At 35.8% G+C, this 22,796-nt stretch carries 30 protein-coding genes; 25 read left to right on the forward strand and 5 right to left on the reverse strand.

Going from position 1 to position 22,796, the window contains the following annotated elements; translation table 11 throughout:
• Position 1: 1 nt before the first annotated feature.
• From ACFSY7_RS15550 to ACFSY7_RS15590, 9 genes are read left to right on the forward strand one after another with little or no spacing between them, the layout of a single operon-like run.
• Positions 2-2,572: a phage tail spike protein gene (locus ACFSY7_RS15550; protein ID WP_380148548.1), complete on the forward strand. Its 2,571-nt coding sequence runs from the start codon at positions 2-4 to the stop codon at positions 2,570-2,572.
• Entirely contained in the window at positions 2,572-4,122 is a 1,551-nt protein-coding gene (locus tag ACFSY7_RS15555; RefSeq protein WP_380148550.1) for a gp58-like family protein, read from the forward strand. The genes ACFSY7_RS15550 and ACFSY7_RS15555 overlap by 1 nt, the downstream gene beginning before the upstream one ends.
• A complete protein-coding gene (locus tag ACFSY7_RS15560; RefSeq protein ID WP_380148552.1) occupies positions 4,122-4,364 on the forward strand; it encodes a hypothetical protein in 243 nt (80 codons plus the stop codon). Before ACFSY7_RS15555 ends, ACFSY7_RS15560 begins: the two co-directional genes overlap by 1 nt.
• The gene (locus tag ACFSY7_RS15565) at positions 4,342-6,411 is read left to right on the forward strand and encodes a hypothetical protein (protein ID WP_380148553.1); all 2,070 of its coding nucleotides are present in this window, start codon (positions 4,342-4,344) and stop codon (positions 6,409-6,411) included. Before ACFSY7_RS15560 ends, ACFSY7_RS15565 begins: the two co-directional genes overlap by 23 nt.
• A gap of 11 nt (positions 6,412-6,422) precedes the next feature.
• A complete protein-coding gene (locus tag ACFSY7_RS15570) occupies positions 6,423-6,710 on the forward strand; it encodes a hypothetical protein (RefSeq protein WP_380148554.1) in 288 nt (95 codons plus the stop codon).
• Complete coding sequence (locus ACFSY7_RS15575; protein ID WP_380148555.1) at positions 6,710-6,868, forward strand: CD1375 family protein; 159 nt, start codon at positions 6,710-6,712, stop codon at positions 6,866-6,868. The genes ACFSY7_RS15570 and ACFSY7_RS15575 overlap by 1 nt, the downstream gene beginning before the upstream one ends.
• 37 nt (positions 6,869-6,905) lie before the next feature.
• The gene (locus tag ACFSY7_RS15580; protein ID WP_449274629.1) at positions 6,906-7,196 is read left to right on the forward strand and encodes a hemolysin XhlA family protein; all 291 of its coding nucleotides are present in this window, start codon (positions 6,906-6,908) and stop codon (positions 7,194-7,196) included.
• Positions 7,197-7,209: 13 nt separating this feature from the next.
• Positions 7,210-7,473, forward strand: a complete 264-nt coding sequence (locus ACFSY7_RS15585) for a phage holin (RefSeq protein ID WP_380148559.1) — start codon at positions 7,210-7,212, stop codon at positions 7,471-7,473.
• Complete coding sequence (locus ACFSY7_RS15590; RefSeq protein WP_380148561.1) at positions 7,473-8,435, forward strand: DUF5776 domain-containing protein; 963 nt, start codon at positions 7,473-7,475, stop codon at positions 8,433-8,435. The genes ACFSY7_RS15585 and ACFSY7_RS15590 overlap by 1 nt, the downstream gene beginning before the upstream one ends.
• A 217-nt stretch (positions 8,436-8,652) precedes the next feature.
• On the opposite strand, the gene ACFSY7_RS15595 is transcribed toward ACFSY7_RS15590, so the two are convergent.
• The gene (locus tag ACFSY7_RS15595) at positions 8,653-9,303 is read right to left on the reverse strand and encodes a hypothetical protein (RefSeq protein ID WP_380148562.1); all 651 of its coding nucleotides are present in this window, start codon (positions 9,301-9,303) and stop codon (positions 8,653-8,655) included.
• Between the two features lie 360 nt (positions 9,304-9,663).
• Between ACFSY7_RS15595 and ACFSY7_RS15600 the strand changes: the two genes are divergently transcribed.
• Complete coding sequence (locus ACFSY7_RS15600) at positions 9,664-9,912, forward strand: hypothetical protein (protein WP_380148564.1); 249 nt, start codon at positions 9,664-9,666, stop codon at positions 9,910-9,912.
• On the opposite strand, the gene ACFSY7_RS15605 is transcribed toward ACFSY7_RS15600, so the two are convergent.
• Together ACFSY7_RS15605 and ACFSY7_RS15610 are read right to left on the reverse strand one after the other, a co-directional pair.
• On the reverse strand, positions 9,886-11,193 hold the full coding sequence (locus ACFSY7_RS15605) for an MmcB family DNA repair protein (RefSeq protein ID WP_380148566.1): 1,308 nt from the start codon (positions 11,191-11,193) through the stop codon (positions 9,886-9,888). The genes ACFSY7_RS15600 and ACFSY7_RS15605 overlap by 27 nt on opposite strands.
• 97 nt (positions 11,194-11,290) lie before the next feature.
• Positions 11,291-11,500, reverse strand: coding sequence for a helix-turn-helix domain-containing protein (locus ACFSY7_RS15610; RefSeq protein ID WP_380148568.1), 210 nt, complete (start codon positions 11,498-11,500; stop codon positions 11,291-11,293).
• A gap of 446 nt (positions 11,501-11,946) precedes the next feature.
• Between ACFSY7_RS15610 and ACFSY7_RS15615 the strand changes: the two genes are divergently transcribed.
• From ACFSY7_RS15615 to ACFSY7_RS15625, 3 genes are all read left to right on the forward strand, one after another.
• Positions 11,947-12,975 carry a hypothetical protein gene (locus ACFSY7_RS15615; protein ID WP_380148569.1) on the forward strand — a complete coding sequence of 343 codons (1,029 nt, stop codon included), beginning with the start codon at positions 11,947-11,949 and terminating at the stop codon, positions 12,973-12,975.
• A 142-nt stretch (positions 12,976-13,117) separates the two neighbouring features.
• Positions 13,118-13,945 (forward strand): ParA family protein, encoded by an 828-nt coding sequence (locus ACFSY7_RS15620; protein ID WP_380148570.1) that lies wholly within the window; start codon positions 13,118-13,120, stop codon positions 13,943-13,945.
• Positions 13,929-14,216 carry a hypothetical protein gene (locus tag ACFSY7_RS15625; protein ID WP_380148571.1) on the forward strand — a complete coding sequence of 96 codons (288 nt, stop codon included), beginning with the start codon at positions 13,929-13,931 and terminating at the stop codon, positions 14,214-14,216. Before ACFSY7_RS15620 ends, ACFSY7_RS15625 begins: the two co-directional genes overlap by 17 nt.
• A 66-nt stretch (positions 14,217-14,282) precedes the next feature.
• On the opposite strand, the gene ACFSY7_RS15630 is transcribed toward ACFSY7_RS15625, so the two are convergent.
• Together ACFSY7_RS15630 and ACFSY7_RS15635 are read right to left on the reverse strand one after the other, a co-directional pair.
• The gene (locus tag ACFSY7_RS15630; RefSeq protein WP_380148572.1) at positions 14,283-14,756 is read right to left on the reverse strand and encodes an ImmA/IrrE family metallo-endopeptidase; all 474 of its coding nucleotides are present in this window, start codon (positions 14,754-14,756) and stop codon (positions 14,283-14,285) included.
• 18 nt (positions 14,757-14,774) lie between these two features.
• A complete protein-coding gene (locus ACFSY7_RS15635; protein WP_380148574.1) occupies positions 14,775-15,104 on the reverse strand; it encodes a helix-turn-helix domain-containing protein in 330 nt (109 codons plus the stop codon).
• Positions 15,105-15,443: 339 nt separating this feature from the next.
• On the opposite strand from ACFSY7_RS15635, the gene ACFSY7_RS15640 reads away from it, so the two are divergent.
• The 12 genes from ACFSY7_RS15640 to ACFSY7_RS15695 all read left to right on the forward strand — a co-directional run bounded on the left by ACFSY7_RS15640 (position 15,444) and on the right by ACFSY7_RS15695 (position 22,605).
• Complete coding sequence (locus ACFSY7_RS15640) at positions 15,444-15,629, forward strand: helix-turn-helix domain-containing protein (protein WP_380148575.1); 186 nt, start codon at positions 15,444-15,446, stop codon at positions 15,627-15,629.
• Positions 15,630-15,639: 10 nt separating this feature from the next.
• On the forward strand, positions 15,640-16,317 hold the full coding sequence (locus tag ACFSY7_RS15645) for a hypothetical protein (RefSeq protein ID WP_380148576.1): 678 nt from the start codon (positions 15,640-15,642) through the stop codon (positions 16,315-16,317).
• Entirely contained in the window at positions 16,317-16,583 is a 267-nt protein-coding gene (locus ACFSY7_RS15650) for an AbrB/MazE/SpoVT family DNA-binding domain-containing protein (RefSeq protein ID WP_380148577.1), read from the forward strand. Before ACFSY7_RS15645 ends, ACFSY7_RS15650 begins: the two co-directional genes overlap by 1 nt.
• A 13-nt stretch (positions 16,584-16,596) precedes the next feature.
• Positions 16,597-16,977, forward strand: a complete 381-nt coding sequence (locus tag ACFSY7_RS15655; RefSeq protein ID WP_380148578.1) for a hypothetical protein — start codon at positions 16,597-16,599, stop codon at positions 16,975-16,977.
• A 1-nt stretch (position 16,978) separates the two neighbouring features.
• The gene (locus ACFSY7_RS15660; RefSeq protein ID WP_380148580.1) at positions 16,979-17,254 is read left to right on the forward strand and encodes a hypothetical protein; all 276 of its coding nucleotides are present in this window, start codon (positions 16,979-16,981) and stop codon (positions 17,252-17,254) included.
• Positions 17,255-17,295: 41 nt separating this feature from the next.
• Positions 17,296-17,781 carry a siphovirus Gp157 family protein gene (locus tag ACFSY7_RS15665; RefSeq protein WP_380148582.1) on the forward strand — a complete coding sequence of 162 codons (486 nt, stop codon included), beginning with the start codon at positions 17,296-17,298 and terminating at the stop codon, positions 17,779-17,781.
• Positions 17,782-17,795: 14 nt separating this feature from the next.
• Complete coding sequence (locus ACFSY7_RS15670) at positions 17,796-18,092, forward strand: hypothetical protein (RefSeq protein WP_380148584.1); 297 nt, start codon at positions 17,796-17,798, stop codon at positions 18,090-18,092.
• Positions 18,093-18,112: 20 nt separating this feature from the next.
• Positions 18,113-18,802, forward strand: a complete 690-nt coding sequence (locus tag ACFSY7_RS15675; protein ID WP_380148585.1) for an AAA family ATPase — start codon at positions 18,113-18,115, stop codon at positions 18,800-18,802.
• Entirely contained in the window at positions 18,802-19,275 is a 474-nt protein-coding gene (locus tag ACFSY7_RS15680) for a DUF669 domain-containing protein (RefSeq protein WP_380148586.1), read from the forward strand. Before ACFSY7_RS15675 ends, ACFSY7_RS15680 begins: the two co-directional genes overlap by 1 nt.
• A 69-nt stretch (positions 19,276-19,344) precedes the next feature.
• A complete protein-coding gene (locus ACFSY7_RS15685; RefSeq protein ID WP_380148587.1) occupies positions 19,345-19,536 on the forward strand; it encodes a hypothetical protein in 192 nt (63 codons plus the stop codon).
• The gene (locus ACFSY7_RS15690) at positions 19,533-21,899 is read left to right on the forward strand and encodes a phage/plasmid primase, P4 family (RefSeq protein WP_380148589.1); all 2,367 of its coding nucleotides are present in this window, start codon (positions 19,533-19,535) and stop codon (positions 21,897-21,899) included. The genes ACFSY7_RS15685 and ACFSY7_RS15690 overlap by 4 nt, the downstream gene beginning before the upstream one ends.
• A gap of 271 nt (positions 21,900-22,170) precedes the next feature.
• Entirely contained in the window at positions 22,171-22,605 is a 435-nt protein-coding gene (locus tag ACFSY7_RS15695; protein ID WP_380148590.1) for a hypothetical protein, read from the forward strand.
• The last annotated feature ends 191 nt before the right edge of the window (positions 22,606-22,796 follow it).

The following is a 22,796-nucleotide window of genomic DNA, read 5'->3' on the forward strand; positions in this document are numbered from 1 at the left end:
GATGAATCTACTCATTTTAAAAGCAGATGCAGCAAGTCGTTATGCTGCTGACGATTATAAAACAGTGGCCGTTTTAAGCAATGATAGTACGCATTCTTGTCCATTTTACGATGACTTGCGTACAGAGAAACTAGAGGATTTTTATGACACGTATCAATTTAGCGTACCAGCTAATGAAGAAGAATCACAGCACATTGTGCGAGGGAATTATGTAGTATTTCAAGATGAAACTTATAAGCACCGGTTGTTTCGTATTTATGATGTAGAAGATGCACTATTAGGCGATATACACGTGAAAACAGCTTATGCAGAAAATGCATTTGTACATGATTTATTAAAAACACTAGTGCCACGTGCCAAAATTGGAACAGTCAATTTTCGCGATGCATTCGCACATTGTTTAAGTAATAGTGGTTGGCAAATTAAAAATGCGGAATGGTTAGGTGAACTAATCGCACAAGAATTCGATGGCACTACAACGGCACAAGGAGAGATTCAAAAAATTTGTAAAGATTATCGTGGAGAAATTGATGCTTATGTAGAATTAAACGATGCGAATAAAATCATTAATAAGTGTTTTGATCTTGTGGAAGAACGCGGACGACACGATACAGGTAAACGTTTTGAATATCGTAGAGATTTAGTGGGTGTCACGCGTCGTGCATCTGATGCAGAACTTTATACAGCGATAAAAGCTCGTGGAAAAGATGGCATTACATTTACAGATATGAATAATGGTAGCGATACGATTTACGATAGTGCTGCCAATGATTTATATAACGGTGGTCGTGAGTATCTAGTAAAGTTTGTTGAATATAGTGAACTTGAAACGCCATCAGCTTTATATTCTGCTGCACGACAAGAATTAAATGAATGCAATCGCCCAAAATACCAATATGAAATTGATACTGCCTTACTCAATCAGATGGCTGGTTATACAGATGAAGAACCGGTTTGGCTAGGTGATAGTGTAAGAGCAGTCGATTTTGAAATGGCACCAGAGCTTACAGTAGGTGCTCGTATTATTGAAAAAGAAACATCTTTTAGTGATCCAACAAAAAACAAAGTTATTTTAGGTGAATATGTAGAGTTAGTAAACAATACACCAGATGAAATTAAAAAAATACAATCCGATTTAACAACGCTAAATAATAGTTTATCGCCTGTTTATCGTATTGAAATCCGTCCAAGCGCCGGTTTAATTGCACGTAACGGTTACCTTCAAACGACTGGCGATGCAGTACTTGAAGCAGTAGTTTACAAAGATAATATTCGAGTGAACGGCACAAAAGAACAATACGTGTGGGAAAAGATTTATCGTAAGACAGGTGAACACGATACAGCATGGGAAATGGCGCAACAGAATATTGGTAATACTGTCACAGTGACGGGTGAAGATTATGCCAAGAACTGTGATTTTTATTGTCACTTTTTAGACGATTCATTTAACTTTGTTGCTACAACTTACTTTAAAACAGCAATTGAAGATACGGTAAAGAAAATTGAAGCCTTACAAAATACGCATGCTATCATTCCTTTTATTACAGATACGCACTATGCAACAGATGGAATGGAATATACACAATCTAAATTGCGCTCGATGGACCATATCCGAAACGTTGTTGAAATTACACACCAGGTTGATTGTGATTTAGTTGTACATGGTGGTGATCTAGTGGATGGTAAAACATCTAAAGCGCTCACTCTTTCTAATTTACAGGCTGTAACTGCTATGTTAAATCAGTCTGATTGCCCCGTAATGTTTACGAAAGGGAATCACGATGATAATGGTCTTGGTGATGTACGACAATACGGTGCAAAGGGTGAAGGTTTAATTAAACCTAACGAATTATCTCTAATCTTTAAAAATCAATATTTACAAAATGACATTAGTTATAACAGTGAAGATAATGCAATCTATAGCTACTACGATGTGGAAGATAAAAAACTGCGTGTCATCGTAATCGACGCATGGGATTTGCGTTATGACTTGCTGGATGATGTAAAAAAAGTAAAATATCAATCACGCAAATATTTAGGATTTCAAGCAAAACAAATTCAATATGTAGCAGACGTTTTAAAGCAAACACCAAGTAATTATGGTGTTGCTGTATTCGTCCACAATGGGTTGAATGGTACCGTTGATAATGGTGATTGGACTGCCCTTAATGATGAAGTTATGTCAGGAATATTTAATGCGTGGCGCACTGGTTCAACATACGATTCGACAAAAGATGCACTGCATACTGCTAATAAAAATAATGATTATCCAGTCACTATTCAAGTAGATTACAGCGAACGAGGTCCTGGTAAGTTGATAAGTTTCTTTGCCGGTCACAAACATCGTGATGTGGCCAAGCGTGAAGGGTTCGGGAATACACCAACGATTTTAACGAATTGCTCTTATTCCGCAGGTGATGCAGATGATAAAGAGCGTCGTATCATCGGTACTGTTAATGAGGACTTATTCGATGTTATTGCAATTAGTGTTGATTTGAACGATATTCAATTGATTCGATTTGGTGCCCAGTCTAATAATCGTCCTATTCGCCAATATGCAGGAGGTGCGTGATGAAAGAAAAACGAGTCAAAGCGACAAGTAAAGTTTCACTTAGTAATAATACTGACATCCACGTAGGACCCACGCCACCACCATTTCCAGTTGAGGGGCAACAATGGCTAAACACATCGACTAACCCTCCACAGTTGTATGTGTGGGATGGCGAGAAATGGGTACTACAACAAATCGACATTGAAAAGCTAGATCCCGATTTAATCGATGAATTAAAAAATGATACGCTACAAAAACATCAAGAATTATTAGACGAAATTGAAGGTATTAATACATCGATGGATAATTTAAAGCAGACAGTCGAAGAACGAAATCAACAAGATGATGCAGCATTCGCCACAGTAACACAATCTATCATCGATAATCGAGTTGAAGCGCTTGGTTGGTACGAAGAAAACGATGGCCGTATTAGTGGAATTGCTCAATCAATGGAAGGTTTAGTTTTAAGAGTCGGAAATGCTGAAAGAGAATTAACGACTTTGACATTAACAGCCAGTGGTCTGCGTTCGGAAGTAAATTCCTTGAACAATGGTACAGCGTCTATTATGACGCAAATGAGTGACCGCATTAATTTACGTGTACAAAAAGGTGATGTTATTAGTCAAATCAGTGTTGAAGCTGATAAGGGTGTTTATATTGCCGGGAAAGCCATTTATTTAGACGGTACGGTAAAAGTAGCTGATACATTCGTTGCACCGCGTATTATTAGTGCCAATAGCGCGAATACAGCTTATACAAAAATTGAAGGTCAACAAATGACGTGTTTTGGTTATTTTTCGAATAACTGGCGTGGAAAAACATACGCTGGGAATCATTCACTTGAAGCCAAAGTCGGCTATATTAAAATGAAACAACTGGATGGAGGGAATACGAACGCTCTCTATTACAGTGCAAAAGGTATTTCAACGCGGATGGATGCTGATAATAACGGTTCTGCATCCGGTGTTATTGAATTCTTTGCTGATGGTTATACGTCGCAAGCTAACTCACTTGTACTTGCATCGAGTGGAAATATTATTTTAGAGTCGACTGTTGGTAGTAATATCTTTATTAATCCAGCAGGCGGTTCACTCTATGTATCTGATAAAAATTATAATATGTACGACATCTATGCAAAATTAGCTGACTTAAATCGTGTCAACGCTGTAACAGCAGGGATTGGGAACTTTTATTTTAATAGCACAAATATCAATTCCTGGAGTGACGCAATTAAAATTGGTGGTACAACAGGTAATGTTGTAATTTCAGGGAATATGACATGCGCAAAATTAGTGGAAACATCAAAACGTGAGTTAAAGAAAAACATCCAAACATACGAAGGCGATGCATTAGCGATTATTAATAGCATGCGTATTACAGAATATCAATATCTAGATGATATTGAAGGTATAGATCGCCCATACGTCGGACTAATTTTAGATGAAGCACCAGTTGAGGTTGCAGATACAAAAGGCGAAGGTGTTTTAGTTGCGCAAGGCACATGGCTTAACAGTCGCGCGATTCAGCAACTACTACATCGTGTGGAAGAACTAGAAAGGAAAGTGGCATAATGGCAGAAAAAACAACAGAGCAATATGAAGCAACAATTACACGCCTTAATAGTGTAATTAAAAATATGGCATCGTCCACAGCGGATGATGCTATTTTAATTGCAGAATTACAAGCAATTATAAGTGAGGACCAAGAAATCCTTCAACATTTGCAGACGGAAAATCAATCTTTGAAACAAGCCATCACACAAGCAGCAAAAGAAGGAGATGACGAGGTAAATGAAGTTACTACTGGTAAATGATATTGATACTTTAAAAAGTACCGATAACGCTACACAAGTTGAATTAGCTGTATTAGACGAAGAACAGCAACGTATTGATTTATCACAATTCACGACAATCGCTGTACAAATCGGCTCTAACGGCTCACTTTATTCAACTGAAACACCTATTATAAATGAAGAAATGAATATATTTTCGTTCACACTATCAAGTGAATTGCCAGCCGGTACTTATAGCATTCAAGTCAATTTAACAACAGCAGATAATAAGCTACACATTGCCCCAAATGCCGGTACACAACGATTACTAATTGAAAAGTCGTTTAATGAAGTTGGGGAAACCATTCCGATTATCAGTATCAAGTCATTATTAGATGATATGGCTGAAACGTTAGTTATTGCAAAAGATGCTAAAACGGTAGCAGATGAAGCGAAAACTCATGTAACACAAGCTGTTGAAGCATCTGAAAACGCCGTATCACAAGTTGAAAGTGCAGTAGCAAATGCAAATCAAGCTGTGCAATCTTCCACAGATGCAGTAGCAGTAGCAAATGAAGCGAAAAATGTAGCACAGACTGCAACTGCTGCATCAAGTGAAGCTATGACACAAGCAGACGGTGCTAAAGCATTGTCTACGCAAGCAACTAATGATGCAACGAAGGCAAAAACTGATGCCAGTAATGCCTTATCGACAGCAAATAGTGCGAAATCAACTGCTGAAAGTGTGGAAATTCGATTTAATGAATTAACCGAAGGCAATACAAATGATGAAGTAATTCAATCCCGTACAGATGAAGAGAACGTACAACACGATACATTGAAAGCGCGTATTGATAGTGAAGCGACTAAACGTGCAATTGGCGATGCAAGCGCACTACAATCTGCTAAAGATTATACAGACGGTAAAGTTGGAAACATTGATTTATCGGCGCTATCAACAAAAGAAGAAACTGCTACAGCTGTACAAAGTGCGAAAGATTACGCGGATATGAAAGATGTTGACACGTTACAAAGCGCCAGAGATTATACCAATGCAGAAATCTCGAAAATTCCACCAGTTGATTTAAGTGGATATTCTACTACAGAACAAGTTGAAGCTAAAGATGCTGAAATATTACAGCAAGCAAAGCAATACACGGACAATCATGTTCCAGTGATTGATACAAGTGGCTTTGCAACAAAAGAATCGGTTGCCGATGTAAGCAACAATCTTGTTCTACATCAAGCAGATTTAGTTACTCACGGAGTTTATGGTGTAGCTAGTGGGACAAATGCTCTTACAATGACCATTAGCAATGTGTCTGCTTATGTTGAAGGTATGTTAGTTGCATTTAAAAACACAACAGAAAGCAATGGTGCAACTACATTAAACATCAACAATCTCGGTGCTAAAGCTATTGTAAAAGCTAACGGTACAGCAGTAAATAACTTAAAAGCTAATGCGATTTATCAAGTGCGATACAATGGCGTAAATTTTATCTTACAGGGTGAAGGTGGTTCTGGTAATGCAATTGCATCTGACCTTCTCTCTGGTAAAACAGCAAGTACTGATGCAGGAGATATTGTGGGTACGATTCCAAGTAAGACTACTCAAACTTATACACCAGGAACAACAAATCAAATAATTACAAGCGGTCAATATTTAAGTGGCACTCAAACAATTTTAGGTGATCCAGATTTAATTTCTGCTAATATTTTGAGTGGTAAAAATATTTTTGGAGTTGTTGGTTCGCTCGTGCAAGGTAAAAGGTGGGCAAGTGGAACAGCTACTTCTTCATCTGGGTCCAGCTCAGTCGGAACATCCAATGGTACAGAGAGTATGAGTACTTTAAGTGTAAACGGTCTATCATTACCATTCACACCAAGTATAATTATTGCAATAGAATCAACAGGTGTTAGCTATCCGGCGATTTACAATTCAAAACCACTTATTAACTGGAGTACTGAAAATTATTACTTATATTCGAAAAATTTCATCAAATCGCCTTACTTTACTGTAAATTCAGGTGGTTTTTCTTTACCCGTATCTACAGGGGATAAAGTTTACCAATGGATAGCGATTGAATAGGAGGACTTAAAATGAGTACATTAATCATTCACGACAACGAAGGTTATATTATATCTACCAGAAATGGAGAACCTGCACCAAGAGAACCGATAGGAGTTCCTTTTATATGGGTAGATATTCCGGAAGGTAAGCAGCTGAAAATAACTGATGGAATCGGTGTAGATGTATCAGTAACACCTCATCAAGTAATTTTAGAAGATATTCCACCAAGCGAAATGGAATTACTAAAAACCGAAAATCAACAAATCAAACAGAGCATGGCTGAATTAGCCGAATTAATTTTAGGAGGAATGCAATAATGGTTATTATTTATGCAGATTTAGTAGAGTTAGGAATCAGAACAGTAAGTGAAGAAAAATCAAAAGAAACAGGCGTTATCTTAGTGCCGACATTATATCGCGATAAAGTAGTTGCAGAGCTAGAACGTCGTGGCACATACGAAGGAATTTACGCTTAATCATCGCACCTTATAGGGTGTTTTTATTTTGGTCAAAATGAAGAAAAGTAGGTGTCACATGGCAGAAGAAAAAACAGTCATGCTAGAGGTTTTCGAGAAACTAGGAAGTCTGGATGCAAAGTTAGATAACATCAATCAATTACGTAATACTGCGCAACGTGCTGAAACAAAAGCCGATTTAGCGCAAGACATTGCAGAAGAAGCAAGAGCAAGTTCAAAAAGCGCTCATCATCGTATTGATCGCCATGACAAAATCGTTTTCTGGGCAGGTACATCCATCATCGGTTCAGTCATTGTAGCGATTATGGCGATCGTCTTAGGTCAATAAAAAGGAGGAAATTATGAATACAGAAAAACTAAAAGAATACATTGCTTTATTCGGAGGATTGCTTGGAGCAGTCCTTTTATTTTTGCAGACATTAGGGTTTGAATTTGCATGGTTTACAGATAAGTCAATTGAAGCATTTACGAATGCGTTACTCGCTGCAGTGCCATTTATCTTGATTATCTATGGCGTGTGGAAGAACACGTATGTTGTAACGAAAAAAGCAAAAGAACATAAGCAAGTGATTGAGGAACACGAGAAGAAAAAGGAGGAAGCATAATGTCACAAATTAAAAATAATTATGTAGTTGTGAATCAATTTAGCCGACCAGGGTTAAAGCGTTCAGTTACGAAAGGTATCATCGTCCATTACACAGCAAATCCTGGGGCATCAGCTGCCAATCATGCATCATTTTTTGATGGCAAAGATGGAGGCGGTAGTCGCTATGCAAGTGCTCATTTATTTGTAGATGCCAAAGAAGCGTTATGTATTGTGCCATTGAATGAGCTCACTTATCAAGCAAACGATGTACAAAAATATGTGAAAGGAAAGGCTTATCGAGGTGCTGCAGCTGAACTTGGCCAAAATGCTAACTGGACAACAGTAGGTGTTGAAATGTGCCTAGAAAAGAATGGTTCAATCTCAACAGAGACATTTAATCGCACAGTAGATGTAGTCGTAGAATTATGTAAAAAATATGGTTTGAATCAACATGATTTATATCGTCACTACGATGTAACAGCCAAGAATTGTCCGGCACCATTTGTTGCACGTCCGAGCGATTGGACACGTTTTAAAAACGAAGTGGCGCGTAAATTGAAAGGTGATACAACAAGCGATAAATTTTATACGTACACGCCAAATCGTGTCGTGACATTACGAGAAATCGGTTTGTATGAAGATGTTACGTTGAAGAAAACGATTAAACGTTATCCAGAAGGTACGCGACTCACGATTACTGGTATCGAGTACGATGGGAAAACGCCACGCTTGAAAACAGCAAAAGGCTACATCACTGCAAACAAGAAGAATGTAAAAGGCTATCACACATCAATTGGCACAATCAAAGTACTTGTGAACGACTTGAATTACTACGATACAGCACGTTGGACGAATCCAAATGGACAAGTAAACAAAGGTGAAGTATTCACTGTTGTTAAAAAAGTTGGCAATATGTATCTATTAAAAAGTGGTTTATATATTACAGCATCTTCTAAATACGTAAAATTTACTGCGCATTAGTTAAATAAGAAAGCCCCGTATCTTCCACAGTCATGTAGAAGGTATGGGGCTTTTTTTATTTCTAGAAATAATAATCAAATAGAACTATTATTTTGTTCTATTTCGGGTTAAAATAATTATAAATAATTGAAAATGTGTTCAGTTATTTCATGTTTAGCCATCTATATGATGGCTTTTTATTTGCACAAAAAAAGACTGCCCAGTGGCAGCCGTTATCTTATTTGATTGATTGTAAAGATTTATTCATTTGATATTCGTTCGATTCTACAAACTGGCTATTAGGCTTTTCAGCACCACGATATACATATTTTTGAACTTGCCAGTAATCAAACGCAAATTCTTTCATATCTTCAGAAGAATTTTTTTCTACTACAGATGATTTGAAAATTTGCGTTAAATATTCTTTCTCACTTATATCTAAATAATTTCCACTCTGATATTTTTTAATAATATCCTCAGCAAATCCTTCAATCTCTTTTTCGGATGCTGGATAAGTAGATACAAATTCTTCTACTGCATCGAATTTTTCCGTTGGGGTTTTATCTGTTTTAACAATATTGTTAATTTCTTTTTTCCAGTCAACAGAAGTAACTTCATTTTTTTTCTCTTGTTTAATATTTTCATCGCTTGTTTTTTCTATTGATTTTTCTTGTTTTACTTCAGTTTTCTCGTTTGTAGAATTATTATCATCTGGTGATGAAGCTATTGATACACCTATAAGAATGATAAAAGCAACTATTGCTATGAGAAAATATCTTTTGGTAACTTTGTTCTTTTTCTTTCTCAATAAACTTAAAATTAATGTTATTGAGCCTAAAAGTAATGATATGACTATAGCTAATACTAAAATTATAATTAAAAAACTCAAAATAACCCCACCTTTTCCATATGTTGTACTTATTAAATTTACACTATTTTTAATAAAAAAACAGTATTTTATACACATTTAAAAATGTCTTTTTCTATAAATACATATAGACATTAATGTCTATATAGAAAAATGTCCAAATGTTTTTTGATAGGTTAATTTAAGTAAACGCAGTTATATCGGTGATTAATAGAAGTTTTATAAGTTATCTTTTCTTCCACAAACTCATGGAATAGTCGTGTGGACGATAAGCTATTGCATGTACTGATAAGACGGGGTTATGAGTAATAGCAAATACAGGAAATTTACTATTGTATATTTATGGGAATTAAATTACATTTAGAAAAAGGAGTGATAAACATGAATCGTCAAACATTACTAAAGCATGACAATTACATCATTGTGCAGCACTCACACTATCCAGCTATGAAAATCTATCGCAAGAAATCTCTCACTACTTATCACATTCAAAAACTTTTAGCGTATCAAAAAGCATTTGATTTAACGGATATGTTCTTGCGTGACTTCAAAATAAAAACGGTTACTGTTAAGCAACCGCAAGTAGTGCGCTACGCACTATTATTAAAATCCGTAAATAAAACGCTTTGATAATGTGCGATTAATCAAATCACATACAACAATATAATCGTTGCACTGATGATTTAATTCGTCGTGCTCGATTATTTGTACAGAATTAGCATACGTTTCTAAATAACCGACGTTTTCATATTTTTCAGATGTATACGTAGCTAAAAAATAAAATTCATCGCACCAGTTAAGGTACTGTTTCCATTTTTTATCACGTTTGTAATCTTCCAAACTTGCTTTCACTTCAATAATTATCACATGTCCATTTTTATAACCAATTACATCTGCACGCTTTTTGTTAGGTAATGTTATTTCACTGCATGCCACATAACCTTGTGTGTATAGCCACCTAAGTGCCTGGTTCTGCAGCTCTTTATGTTTAAGTAGTTCACGGTCACTCAAACTATCACTAATGACTGCATGTTCGTTCCAAGACCGAATGTTAGATTTTTTTATTTTAGTGAGTTCGCGGATCATATCTTTCTTTTCTTCTTCAAAATCCAAAATGTACGAAGTCTGTTCAGCAATTTGTGCATTTACTTCATCCATCGATAAAGCATATTTTCTAATAGCTTTATATTCATCATCTTGTGAAATTCCAAATAAATGACTTCTATTCAATTCTTTTTGATAGTCCCATTCAATTGCGCCACCATTTTTAATGCGAATAGATAGCATATCGACAAATGATTCAAGCGAATTTATAAGCCATATATAATCATTTAATTCGATTACGCCTTCTTTTTTAAGTTGCTTATTAAAATTACTATCTAATCTACGCCTTAATGCGTACCCTTCGCGAAAAGGCACTACGTATTTAAACAATAGTTTCTCAATGGCTTTAGGATATTGCTTGGGTAGATTCATAAACTCTCGTAGACGCTCGTATTGCTTTTCTAAGCATTTTAACTCTTCTTTGATTTGCACTTCTTGTTGTTCTATATATTCAAAGCGTTGTTGTTGTTGGATAACAAGCTCGCTAATTCGTTTTTGTTTAGCTAAGTATGAATCGACAAGCCTTTTTAAATCAGTACGTGAAGTTTTATCATCAACTTGCTCTAACACTTCATTAAGTCCTTTTTCATCCCCAGAATCTACTAGCGGCTTTAACGCAAAAACGCTTTGGTTAAGTCGTTCAAACGCATTAAACGATGACGGTGATACGAGAGGGCGTACAATTTCTTGATAATTATATAATCGTTTCAAACGTTTCACTTGGTCCAATGACAAATTCATTTCTGCCGAAATCTCTGGAAGACTTACACCAGCCGCAAACATTTTAGTGATTTTGTTATCAATCATATTGACACCTCCATTTTTCAACATTGTAATCGGTGCGCTGCACACTAGCAAATTTTAGACAATAAAAAAGAGTCGCATATACGACTCAAACTATGTATTAAAATTTACGGCCGTTTGGCCAAGTAAATTTAACTTCAATTTCAGCATCGAAAGCTGCAGCAATCAGCATAAGTTCAGATTCTAAAAAATCTCCACGTTTTAATTTTCGTGACATCTGTGGTTGACTAAGATTAATCTTTTCTGCTAAATCTTTTGCAGTCATATCATTTTCAGCCAACAGTATTTTAATTTTTCTAGCTGTGTCCATTAGAATTGCCACCTTTTCGTTTTTTCGAATCGTAGCACTAAAATTTCATTTCAGACACAAAAAATGCGTAATATGAAATTATTATTCTTTAGATGAATTTATAGAGTTTTTAGTCATAATATTACTGACTTTTTTTGTTAGCTGTTGCAAAATATATTTTTTTAGATTATTATTAAAACAACTTAAAAATGAACGCAAAAAAAGCAAGCGGTTGAGTATTCGCGCCAACGTCTACCCAACATGCTATATCGTACTAGAACTACGATACGCACTTTCACTTGCTTTTAATGCTTACTTAATTGCTTATTATGATAAATCATTTTAGGGGTTATTTCAAGTATTAAAAGCTAATTTACTTCTAAAAGTCTAACAAGACTCGAAGCGTGTGTATCGAAAAGTAATCCGATACCACGCTTTTTTTCGTTCTCCAAAAGGAGAAATGGAAAATGAAACTTAATAAAGATGTATTAACAACTAAAATGCATAAAGCAAACAAGTGGACAAAAGCACCTTCTGGCAAAGCTAAAACAGCTAAACAAATTCGCATGAGTATTCTAGTAGCGAACATTGGCGATGTTTTCTATGACGAGTTTTCAGCACAAAAGCAAAATGTTGTGGACGATATTGTTTTCAAATCAGTTGAAGCAGGTGTATACGTTGCACACGTTGATACTTTAAAGAAGAACGTTATCAAAGTGAACACTGGTAAGCGTGGCGTTGGTGCGACAACAGTAAAAGAAACTGTTCGTTTATTACGTTTACATGCTTCACAAGAATTTTATATTGGCCAAATCGGAAATGGCAATGCGGGTGCTTATGTATTTGTAGATCTACGTCATCCAAAGGCACATTTAATCATGGCTGATTTATTCAAAGTTATGATTGCTGTACCAGGAGTAAATAATGTATCACAAGTTGAATCGGCTACTACTGACGAACAACTAGACGGCCAAGTTGATGAACAGCTAGACGGCTTTCCTCAAATCGCTAAAAACGTTGATACACCAGCTATTGAGAAACCAAAAACGAAATCACTCTCTTTCTTCTCTCGTTTCTCTTTCTCTAAAGATTTAAAACCAAAACAAGAAGGCCCGGTCAATCTGTACGGTAAGGTTTGTAAGTTATTAAATGTCGTTAAAGCAGATGCATTAGTAACCAAATTAATTCGACTAGCTGAAAAAGCTAAAAAGAACATTATCAACTTTACAGACGAGCATTTCATGTATGCATTACAAGAATCAGTAAATTACGGTGCCGATGATTTAGAAGCATACACAGCAAGCATTATTTACAATACTCAAAAACAAAGCCATACAAGCCATTCTAAGCCAGTTATACAAGTAGATGAATCTAAGTTGCCATCTTGGTTTAAAGACAAGACACACAAAAAGCATGTGGACGAGACTGTATCAAATGAGCAAGCTATTAACTTTGCAGAAGAAGTACGTAAAATTAATGCACAATATAAAGACTAATGTTTCACATGAAACAATTTATAGAAAAATGTACAAATGTAGATATGTTTATATAGAATTATGTAAAAATGTAATTTTCTATGTAGACATTTAGGCATTTTTCTATTAATCTATATTTATATTGGAAATTGGAGGGATTTACGTGACTAAGGTTATTACATTTGCGAACTTTAAAGGCGGTACTGGCAAGACTACCAATAGCACAATGATTGCTTATGAATTAGCTTCAAAAGGCTACAAGATATTATTAGTTGACCAGGATCCGCAAGCTAATGCAACAAACATTCTTTTAAAAACTTATGAAAATATCAATGGCCATGCAGCACCTTTTGAAAAAACATTAATGGCAGCCATGCGTGAAGGTGATTTAAAACAAATCGTAACGCCAATCAAAACTAACTTAGATTTACTTCCATCATTCACAGATTTCACACGTTATCCAGATTTTCTTGAAGATAAATTCCCTGGCGCTCAACGTCCGCAACGGGCACGTTATTTTAACGCCTTGTTAGAGCCGATTAAAGGTGATTATGATTTCGTACTTATCGATGTTCCTCCTACACTTAGCGTGTACACTAGCGGAGCGTTATACGCGTCTGACGGTGTGATAATTGTATTGCAGACCCAAGATAGAAGTTTAGATGGCGCAGAGAACTTTGTGAAAGAGTTACAAGTGTTTGTGGACGAATATCAACACTACGTTGAAGTGTACGGGGTTCTGCCAGTGATACTTAAAAAAGGCGGACTGGTAGATGAAGCGACATTAGCAAATGCTACAGAACTTTTCGGAGTAGAGAATATGTTCAAAAATGTTGTGAAGCACATGGAACGTCTGAAAAGATGGGATATGATCGGCATTACAGAAAATGAAAAAGATGTGCATGATAAACGTGTGCATGCTGTATATGAAACGCTAACAGATGAATTCTTAGAACGATTGGAGAAGATGCAACATGAACAACTTAATTAGAAAGCCGGCACCAGCGCCAACAAAACCTTTTGAATCTTCCACAGATGATGCAGTAGTAGCTGCACCAGTGAACGCAGAAAAGAAAAAAGTAGAAGGTAATGTATCAATCAAAGTTTCACCTAGCACACGCGCAACGCTAAATGCGGTGAAGGACTTCAAGTCATTAAAGAATGTGGACGAACTGATTAATAAAATGCTACAAAAAGAATTAGCAACATTTGATGATGCAACGCAAAAAGCAATTGAGATAATCGCTAAATCAAAAATGTAAAAAGACATTTAGACATTTATGTATAAATAGACAAATGTAAAAAATAGAAAAGGGCCTAGCTTTTATTTATAAAGCTAAGTCCTTTTTTCTTTTTATATCGAGTGGATCTAATATGATTAAATAATCTTCATAGAAAACATCTTGTCCATATTGCTGGCGGTAATGGACTAGACATTCTTCCAAAAAATCTGGAACGATTTCAAGATGAGCACATATTTCTTCCACAGTTGTTATGTATCTTTCATAGCATTCTATTAAATCGTCTAATGTGACAATTTTTTTATATCCCCAACGACGGGCAATAATTTCTAGCTTTTTATTTTGAACATTTGTTAAATCAATAATATCTCCGGCCGTTGTTTCGTAATGTCCGATTTCTTCTGCTAAAACGGAATGGTATTCATTTTGTGTAAGGTTAGCGTTTAGCAAAATGCCATGAAATGAAGTATAGATCCCAGAAAGACCAATTGGCATTCTCTTATCAATTGTTATTGGTACTCTCTTATAATATTCATCTACTAAAGACTCGAATTTATTCATTAGACTAGCCCACCTTTATTAATGACGTTTAGACTTTAAGAACTCTATATATTTTTTTATGTCGTCCATTTCATCTTCTGTTACATCATCTTTGATATGGGCTGCTATCGTATGTGTTTCTTTTTCTTCACAATTTTGGTCTACTACTGATCGTATTTTAGTTCGATTATTCAAGTAATCTAAAGATACATTAAAGTGTTCTGCTACTTTCAATAAGTTGTCATTTTTAGGGGAAACTTTATCCCATCTTCTAATTTGACCGTTAGAAATTCCAATTCTTCGTTCTAACTCTGCAAATGTAATATTTTGTTCATCGCATAATTTTTTAATTTTTTCTACTAAACCCATGTTTATCAACCTTTCATGAGCCTATAAGAAAACGAAAATAGCATTTAAGTTAATAAAAGTTTGACTTTTAGCATAAATGCTATTATACTTTTCTCATAAGCTAATTGTTTAGCTAAAAAAGAGTACAAAAAAGGAACTACAATAAATCATTTGAGCATTTGGCGGTGCGGAACATTGATTTAATAGTATTTGTAGGTCTTGTTTAACTGTGCTTTCATAATAGCATTTATGCTAATTTAAAACAATAGCATTAGCTAATTTATTATCTATTTACCCAAAAAAATGAACTGTTTAATCCTAAAAATAAAATATTTATTAAAAATCGAGGTGTACAAAGAAATGTCAATAGAATTAGCGGTACGTGTTAGGGCTGAATTATACAAAAAGAAGATGTCACAAAATGATTTGGCAAAGATCATCGGAATTTCTGGAGCCTATCTTACAGATATTTTGAAAGGTCGTAAAGATGGACCAAAAGCGCAAGAACATATTAAACATATTAAAAAAATCTTAGATATTAAGTGAGGTAATTACGATGGAAACTAAAGAACAATACATGGTAACTCCAGTAATGGATTTTGCAGAAACAGTGAAAATGGTTGAAGAAATGAAAAAGAATGCAGAAGCAAACGTAGCATTCGCTAATCAATTAAAAGCAAACATCGTTACTCTACAAGAAAGCGTTCAACAGGACGTTGCTTCATATAGTAATAAAACATGTCATCATCTCACTGCTAATCAGAAACGCGCCAGAGCAATCGAAATGGCGAAAGAGTTTGTGGAAGATTCATTAGAAACATTTTCATGGATGAATGAAATAATCAGTAGTGAAACAACGATTGATTCAGAAAAAAGAAAAGTGAAATTTAAATTAAGTCTTGTAAACGGAAAGCGAAAAGGAAAAGCAAAGTGTAAAAAAGGTGAAGTGTTTAATGAACACATCGGTGAAGCAATTGCACTGGCAAAAGCATTAGACATCATTGAAAAATTACCACCAGACATTTTAAAGGCCGTACAACCAGATAGTATGGTTCCTGGGCATGTTATTTATCCTGGCGATGATACAGAGATAGAAGTTATTACAGGCCGGAATTGGAAAGGTGAATGCTATACAGGTGATATTCATTGCTATATGGACCATTCGCTTTCGGAAGGTTTAAAAATCATCGATGACACAAACGCAGATTACTCATTACAAGGAGGTGAGAACTAATGAAATCAACAGGTATCAATCGCAAAATTGACGAGTTAGGTCGAATCGTATTGCCAATTGAATTACGTCGTTCACTAGGATTAGAAGTTAAAGATCCAGTAGAAATTTTCACAGAAGAAGATCGAATCATCTTACGTAAATATGCTGCAAGTAACGCGTGTGTAGTAACTGGTGAAGTATCGGATGAAAATATTATGGTTGCTGGTAAATGGTTTAGTCCAGAAGGTATTAAAAAAATCTTAACTGTAGCTGAAGCTGCTAAATAGGAGGTTCACAATAATGTATCCAATTTACGTAAACGATGAAGGTAGCTTTGAAGTCACAGAAATCTCATATGACCATGAGGGTTGTATCAACAAACTTACATACCGTTTAGATAACGGTAAATTAGTCTTTGTAGATGACAATAATTACATCATGAAGATGGACCATAACGAACATGCAGATTTAAATAATGCAGTTATCTGGCATGGCAAAAATGAAAAAACCATAGCAAAAATTAGCCAGATGATTGAAACCAAAACTAATGAGCATAACGAATTGGCACATAAAATTGTTGAGTCTGATGATGGCCATATTTCGGTTAAACGTCGTGATGAATATCATGAAGTTGCTGGTATGCTTGCTGGATTATATGAAGTATTAAAAGTGGTGGAATGATATGGGATGGCGCAATGAAAATAAAAACGCACCTATAACCATTCAACGGAAAAATGAAAAGGAATTACAAGTTGCGATTGCAGATTTAGAAGAACGTGGTTTTGAACTTGTTAGAGTTGGAGTGTATTTAAATGAAAAGAAAAATTTTGAATACAAACAAAGTTCACTTCAATGTTTCAATAAAAGTGTTTTCGCTGGTACGGTTTCTTTTCCAAAACATTTTGCAGTGTTAAAAAGAAAAAAGCCTGAAACGATTGCAGTCGTAACAGGCAGTTAAGAAAATATTTTACACATTAAATATATAAGAGGTGAACCATAATGGCAACACTTTATGCATTAACAGGTGATTTACTTCAAATTCAGCAAATGATTGAGGATGGGATGGATCTAGGCGACACGCTTGAATCAGTTGAGCTTGAAATAGCTGATAAGCTAGAAGGCTATGCAATGGTTATCAAAAATATACAGTCAGATATTGATGGTTTAAAAGCAGAAGAAAAACGTTTGTCTGAACGCAGACGCTCACTAGAAAACAGTGTGAAACGCATGAAAGAGGCTATGTCGTCAACGCTTGAACTCGTAGAAGATGATGACAAAGGAAAGAAACGTGTTAAAACTGATAAATTCAGTTTTTACTTTATCGAACGTGCGTCAGCAATTGTGGAAGATGTAAATGAGCTACCGATTAATTTCATCAAAACTGAAATTAAAGCAGATAGCAAAGCATTAACCGAGTATTTAAAATTAGGCAACGAAGTAAAAGGCGCGACGCTAAAAGTTAATAAATCATTATCTATTCGTTAATAGGAGGGAAAATTTTGTCTAAGAAATTACTCAATCAAAAAGAACAGCATTATGCAGATACGCGCGAAGAAGCAGAAGAAATTGTAACTGCTGCAAAAGAAAAAGATGCGCTCGTAATGAATAAAATCAGTGAAAAGTACAACAAATACGGTCAATACTTTTTAGTAGATTTAACATTCCAGTTTGGAACACCGAAGGAAATCATGGAAGATGCTCGTCCACAAGATGATGTAGTAGACGGTCAAATGAATATTGCTGATGTGGAAGATACACCAGGCGAAGTAGCTGCAGAAGATAAAGCGCCATTTTAATTTAGAAAGTAGGTCAAGGCATGGAAATTACAAACGGTAAAGACATTAAGAAAAGCGCCAATGTTAAAGGCATCATTTATTCAAAACCAGGCGTTGGTAAAACGACAGTAGCTGCACTATTACCTGGTCGTACTTTGGTACTCGACATTGATGGTACAGCACAGGTATTAAGTGGATATGACAATGTAGATGTAGCACAAATTGATACAGAACATCCTCATAAAAGCATTGCAGAATTTTATTCACATGCGAAAATGCACATTGCAGAATATGACAATGTTTTCATTGATAACTTAACGCATTATCAAAAATTATGGCTCATGGCCAAAGGACGCAATACAAAGTCTGGAATGCCAGAGTTAAAAGATTATGCATTGTATGACACGCATTTACTCGAAATGGTCGTGATGTTCAACGAGCTAGATGCAAATGTATTCTTTACAGCGTGGGAAACAACACGACAAATCACAGAAGAAAGTGGCCAAATCTACAATCAATTCATTCCAGATATTCGTGATAAAATCGTGAATCACATCATGGGTGTTGAGCACGTAGTAGCGCGCTTAATCAAGAAAGCAGATGATACACGCGGTTTCATGCTAGAAGGAAATCAAAGTGTATACGCAAAAAATCATTTAGACGCACGTAAAGGTTGTTTGCAAGAAGAATTAATTATCCACAATACGATAGCAGAAGGAGAAGATAAATAATGGGTTTTAAAATTACATTCAACGAAGAAAATGCAGTTTCATCAGAATTTGAAATGGTCAAAGAGGGAAAATTTGAAGCAACAATCATCAGCGCAGAGTTACAGGAGTTTAACGGTGAACCAAATTTTTCGGTAGGTGTTGAAATTCGTTCTGACGTTGTACAAGATCATCAAGGTGCAAAGATTCTTTATAACACTGTTTACTTAATCGGCAGTGGCCAGTGGGCTGAATCAACAGAGCGTAAACGCGATGTTTTCCTAAAAGCATGCGGTTATCGCGGTAAACAGGAATTGGATTTAGAAAAAGTTGAAAAAGAAATCTTGAACAAAAATGTTCTGGTAACGGTAAAACATAAGCCTAATAAAGAAGGTAAAGTTTATCCGAAAGTTACTTGGTTCGATGAAACAAAATTCCCTACCGGTGCCGCAGCAAACGATAAAGTATCAGTAGGTGAAGATGATTTACCGTTCTAAAACGAACAACTAAAAATAAGGAGTCTAGCGATAGGCTTCTTTATTTTTGCTAAAAATGGGGTGAAATCGATGAAAAATAAAAATGGCATTACTATTTTTGAGGAAAAAGTTAAAACAAGAAAAGTTAAATATGTTGAGCTACGTCGAAAAATAGATGAAGTAATTGTCACACCTTATCACAAAAAATACATCGAAGAATTAAAGAAAGAAAAATGGTATATAGCCCATTCTTTCTACATAAAAGAGAAGGTGAAAAAATGAGAGAGCATTACAACTTTAATGAAATTCCGAACGAGCTGAAAATGATGGCACAATGGGTGCTTTGGAAATACGAGGACCGTAACGGTAAGAAAACAAAAGTGCCATATCAAGCAGATGGTTCTGCAGCACAAGCGAACAATCGAAATACATGGTCCACCTTTGCAACAGCAGTAAAGTTTTATACCGAATACGATGAATTTGATGGCATCGGTTTTGTTTTTAGTCGCCAGGATAATTTAATCGGAGTCGATATTGATAAGTGCGTTGTGGACGGCCAAGCAAATTCGTTCGCGTCTGAAATTATCGATACGCTTGATTCATACACTGAATTTAGTCCAAGTGGGAACGGTATTCACATCATTATTCGCGGTAATCTTCCACAGTCGGTGATGGGGACGGGCAGAAAAAATACACAACATGGATTAGAAATTTATCAGTACGGCCGGTTCTTTACGTTTACTGGTGATCGCGAGAATAGCAACGAAATTTACGAACGTACAGATGAGCTTGCAGAAGTGTTTGAACAGTATTTTGACGACAGCGACATTCAAGGTCGAGTAAATTTAGCGGATTTCGAAAAAGATGAAATTAAATTCTCGAATGCAGAGCTGTGGGAGAAAATGTTCCGTAGTCGAAATGGCGATGAAATCCGAGCCTTGTTCAATGGTGAATCGAGTGGTGACAGAAGTAGTGACGATTTAGCTTTATGTAATCACTTAGCGTTTTGGACTGCCAAAAGCGCTATTCGCATGGATGCAATGTTTCGTGAAAGTAATCTTATGCGTGATAAGTGGGATGTTATTCATTTCACACAGACGGGGGAAACGTATGGCGAGCGCACAATCGCAAAAGCAATAGCTTCTACACCTTCCACAATCTTAGACAACATAACACAGTACGATGATTTCACGTTTAACATTACTGGGGAGTCTGTGGATGATAAGCGAGTAGAAGAAGTAATAAAAGAAAAGAAAAAATTCCGTCTAACTGAATTAGGGAATGCTGAACGTATTGCATTCGAATACGGCCATATCATTAAATATGTTTCTGAAATCGGTTGGATGCTTTGGGATGGCAAGCGCTGGAATGTTGATAACAAAAAAGAAATCGAACGGATCACAGCGAAGGTGCTACGCGGATTGTACAAATCGGAAGATGAAGGCGAGCAAAAGTGGGCGAGATATTGTGAAAAGCGAAATATCCGTATGAATAGTATTAAGGATTTAATGCCAATTGTACCCGGTGAACGAGAAGAATTTGATAAGCATGATTACTTATTCAACGTGCAAAATGGTGTGGTTAATTTAAAAACAGGTGAGCTCATGCCACATGACCGTAATCTGCATTTAACTAAAATTGCGAACGTGGAATTTATCAAAGATGCAGAATGTCCGAATTGGCTCAAATTCTTAGATAGCATTTTCTTAGGTGATAAAGAGCTGCAGGAGTACATGCAGCGTCTTGTTGGTTACAGCTTAACTGGTGACATTTCAGAACAAATTATGATGTTTTTAGTCGGAGGTGGTAGTAATGGTAAATCAACATTTATTAATACAATTAAAGATTTGGTCGGTGACTACGGTAAACAAGCCAAATCCGACACGTTTATCAAAAAGAAGGAAACAGGCGCAAACAATGATATTGCCAGATTGGTCGGTTCACGCTTTGTGTCAGCGATTGAATCAGAAGAAGGCGAACGTTTATCTGAATCATTCGTGAAGCAAATTACAGGTGGAGAGCCAGTCCTTGCGCGATTCCTACGACAAGAATTTTTTGAGTTTATACCAAACTTCAAAGTTTTCTTTACAACAAATCACAAGCCGATAATTGGCGGTTTGGACGAAGGTATTTGGCGACGAGTGAAGCTAATACCATTCAATCTCAATTTACCATCACATCTACGTGATAAAAAGTTGCCAGAGAAACTAAGTTTAGAAATGCCAGGTATTTTAAATTGGGCAGTCGAAGGTTGTATGAAGTGGCAGCAGTCGGGATTGAAAGAACCAAGCGTAGTAGCAGTAGCGACGGGCACATACAAAGAAGAAATGGATTTACTTGCACCATTTTTGACTGAATGTTGTTACGTTGACCAAAAAGATAAAAATTTAAAAATCGAAGCTAAAGAGTTGTACCAAGTATATGACCGTTTTAGTTATCAAAATAGTGATACAGCCGTCAAAAATAGTCGTGCTTTTTATCGAATGATGGAAACAAAGGGATTCGTTAAGAAACGTAGTACAAAAAATAAAATGTTCTTTTTCGGAATTACATTGTTGGAACGAGCGCCAACTGACAAGGTTACCGAAAATCAAAATAGGTTACAAAACCATAGTGAAGAAGTCCCGTTTTTCATCACTAAATAACTTTTTATAAAATAAAGTAACTCTACTCAAACCCTTGTGGCTCTAAGGCTAGTTAGCTTTTAAGTTACTTTAGTTATTTTTGTTTTATATTACTAAAAAAATAAAAAATAAATATATATATATAAGAGCGCAATGCCCTGCGAGGGTAACTAAAATAACCGAAACGCTCCAAACCCTTGTGGCTCTAAGGTTTAGAGTAGTTACTAAAAGATAACTTTCGGTAACTTTTAATAACTTTTATGAAATTAGATAACTCTTGTGAGGTGAAATCATGAATTATTTAGAGATTTTATCAAAAATATGGAAAAGTGGCGCAGAAATGAAGCTACTCAACACAGGCGAGATTGAATTATTGCATGCTGATCGTGTGCCAGCTGAAACTATGAGTGCTGCAGAATTAGTTTTTGATGACATCGAAAAATGGTTTAAATCGTGGAACGGCGCAACGGCAATTGAAAAAACGATGCGGAATATCTTGCTTCAATATTGTGGATGGACTCGAAATACAAAAATCTTGAAATGGTTGAACGCAGAAGAATCGAAAACATTTTTAGTTCATGACTGGACAGTGTTGTTAGGTAAAAATGGTTGGACGAATATTTATGATGATTATCGCCAGTATGAAAATGGCGAATCGCACAAATTAGCAAAAGAAATTTATGACAATGCGTGTGAGTACATGAAAAGGGTGACTGAAAATGAATAAGTATGAGTTTTGGTATGAGGTTGCTGTGCTTGTTTTTTGTATCACGATGGCCATTATATTTTTAGTTTTGAAATAGGAGGAGATCATGATGAATAAAGAACAGTTAGACGCGATTAAAGCGCGTGTAGTGAATACAACACCTGGTGCGTGGAGAATTGATAAAAAAAGTGATAGTCGTGCATATATTACAG

This window comes from Kurthia populi, from assembly GCF_042686175.1.
GTDB lineage: Bacteria > Bacillota > Bacilli > Bacillales_A > Planococcaceae > Kurthia > Kurthia populi.

Coding starts and splice junctions, on each gene's coding strand:
- ACFSY7_RS15625 (WP_380148571.1), top strand. CDS start 13,929: ATGAACAACTTAATTAGAAAGCCGGCACCAGCGCCAACAAAACCTTTT.
- ACFSY7_RS15610 (WP_380148568.1), bottom strand. CDS start 11,500: ATGGACACAGCTAGAAAAATTAAAATACTGTTGGCTGAAAATGATATG.
- ACFSY7_RS15590 (WP_380148561.1), top strand. CDS start 7,473: ATGTCACAAATTAAAAATAATTATGTAGTTGTGAATCAATTTAGCCGA.
- ACFSY7_RS15655 (WP_380148578.1), top strand. CDS start 16,597: ATGTATCCAATTTACGTAAACGATGAAGGTAGCTTTGAAGTCACAGAA.
- ACFSY7_RS15600 (WP_380148564.1), top strand. CDS start 9,664: ATGAATCGTCAAACATTACTAAAGCATGACAATTACATCATTGTGCAG.
- ACFSY7_RS15640 (WP_380148575.1), top strand. CDS start 15,444: ATGTCAATAGAATTAGCGGTACGTGTTAGGGCTGAATTATACAAAAAG.
- ACFSY7_RS15560 (WP_380148552.1), top strand. CDS start 4,122: ATGGCAGAAAAAACAACAGAGCAATATGAAGCAACAATTACACGCCTT.
- ACFSY7_RS15665 (WP_380148582.1), top strand. CDS start 17,296: ATGGCAACACTTTATGCATTAACAGGTGATTTACTTCAAATTCAGCAA.
- ACFSY7_RS15555 (WP_380148550.1), top strand. CDS start 2,572: ATGAAAGAAAAACGAGTCAAAGCGACAAGTAAAGTTTCACTTAGTAAT.
- ACFSY7_RS15570 (WP_380148554.1), top strand. CDS start 6,423: ATGAGTACATTAATCATTCACGACAACGAAGGTTATATTATATCTACC.
- ACFSY7_RS15660 (WP_380148580.1), top strand. CDS start 16,979: ATGGGATGGCGCAATGAAAATAAAAACGCACCTATAACCATTCAACGG.
- ACFSY7_RS15695 (WP_380148590.1), top strand. CDS start 22,171: ATGAATTATTTAGAGATTTTATCAAAAATATGGAAAAGTGGCGCAGAA.
- ACFSY7_RS15605 (WP_380148566.1), bottom strand. CDS start 11,193: ATGATTGATAACAAAATCACTAAAATGTTTGCGGCTGGTGTAAGTCTT.
- ACFSY7_RS15645 (WP_380148576.1), top strand. CDS start 15,640: ATGGAAACTAAAGAACAATACATGGTAACTCCAGTAATGGATTTTGCA.
- ACFSY7_RS15550 (WP_380148548.1), top strand. CDS start 2: ATGAATCTACTCATTTTAAAAGCAGATGCAGCAAGTCGTTATGCTGCT.
- ACFSY7_RS15615 (WP_380148569.1), top strand. CDS start 11,947: ATGAAACTTAATAAAGATGTATTAACAACTAAAATGCATAAAGCAAAC.
- ACFSY7_RS15690 (WP_380148589.1), top strand. CDS start 19,533: ATGAGAGAGCATTACAACTTTAATGAAATTCCGAACGAGCTGAAAATG.
- ACFSY7_RS15585 (WP_380148559.1), top strand. CDS start 7,210: ATGAATACAGAAAAACTAAAAGAATACATTGCTTTATTCGGAGGATTG.
- ACFSY7_RS15630 (WP_380148572.1), bottom strand. CDS start 14,756: ATGAATAAATTCGAGTCTTTAGTAGATGAATATTATAAGAGAGTACCA.
- ACFSY7_RS15575 (WP_380148555.1), top strand. CDS start 6,710: ATGGTTATTATTTATGCAGATTTAGTAGAGTTAGGAATCAGAACAGTA.
- ACFSY7_RS15685 (WP_380148587.1), top strand. CDS start 19,345: ATGAAAAATAAAAATGGCATTACTATTTTTGAGGAAAAAGTTAAAACA.
- ACFSY7_RS15650 (WP_380148577.1), top strand. CDS start 16,317: ATGAAATCAACAGGTATCAATCGCAAAATTGACGAGTTAGGTCGAATC.
- ACFSY7_RS15675 (WP_380148585.1), top strand. CDS start 18,113: ATGGAAATTACAAACGGTAAAGACATTAAGAAAAGCGCCAATGTTAAA.
- ACFSY7_RS15565 (WP_380148553.1), top strand. CDS start 4,342: ATGAAGTTACTACTGGTAAATGATATTGATACTTTAAAAAGTACCGAT.
- ACFSY7_RS15635 (WP_380148574.1), bottom strand. CDS start 15,104: ATGGGTTTAGTAGAAAAAATTAAAAAATTATGCGATGAACAAAATATT.
- ACFSY7_RS15680 (WP_380148586.1), top strand. CDS start 18,802: ATGGGTTTTAAAATTACATTCAACGAAGAAAATGCAGTTTCATCAGAA.
- ACFSY7_RS15580 (WP_449274629.1), top strand. CDS start 6,906: ATGAAGAAAAGTAGGTGTCACATGGCAGAAGAAAAAACAGTCATGCTA.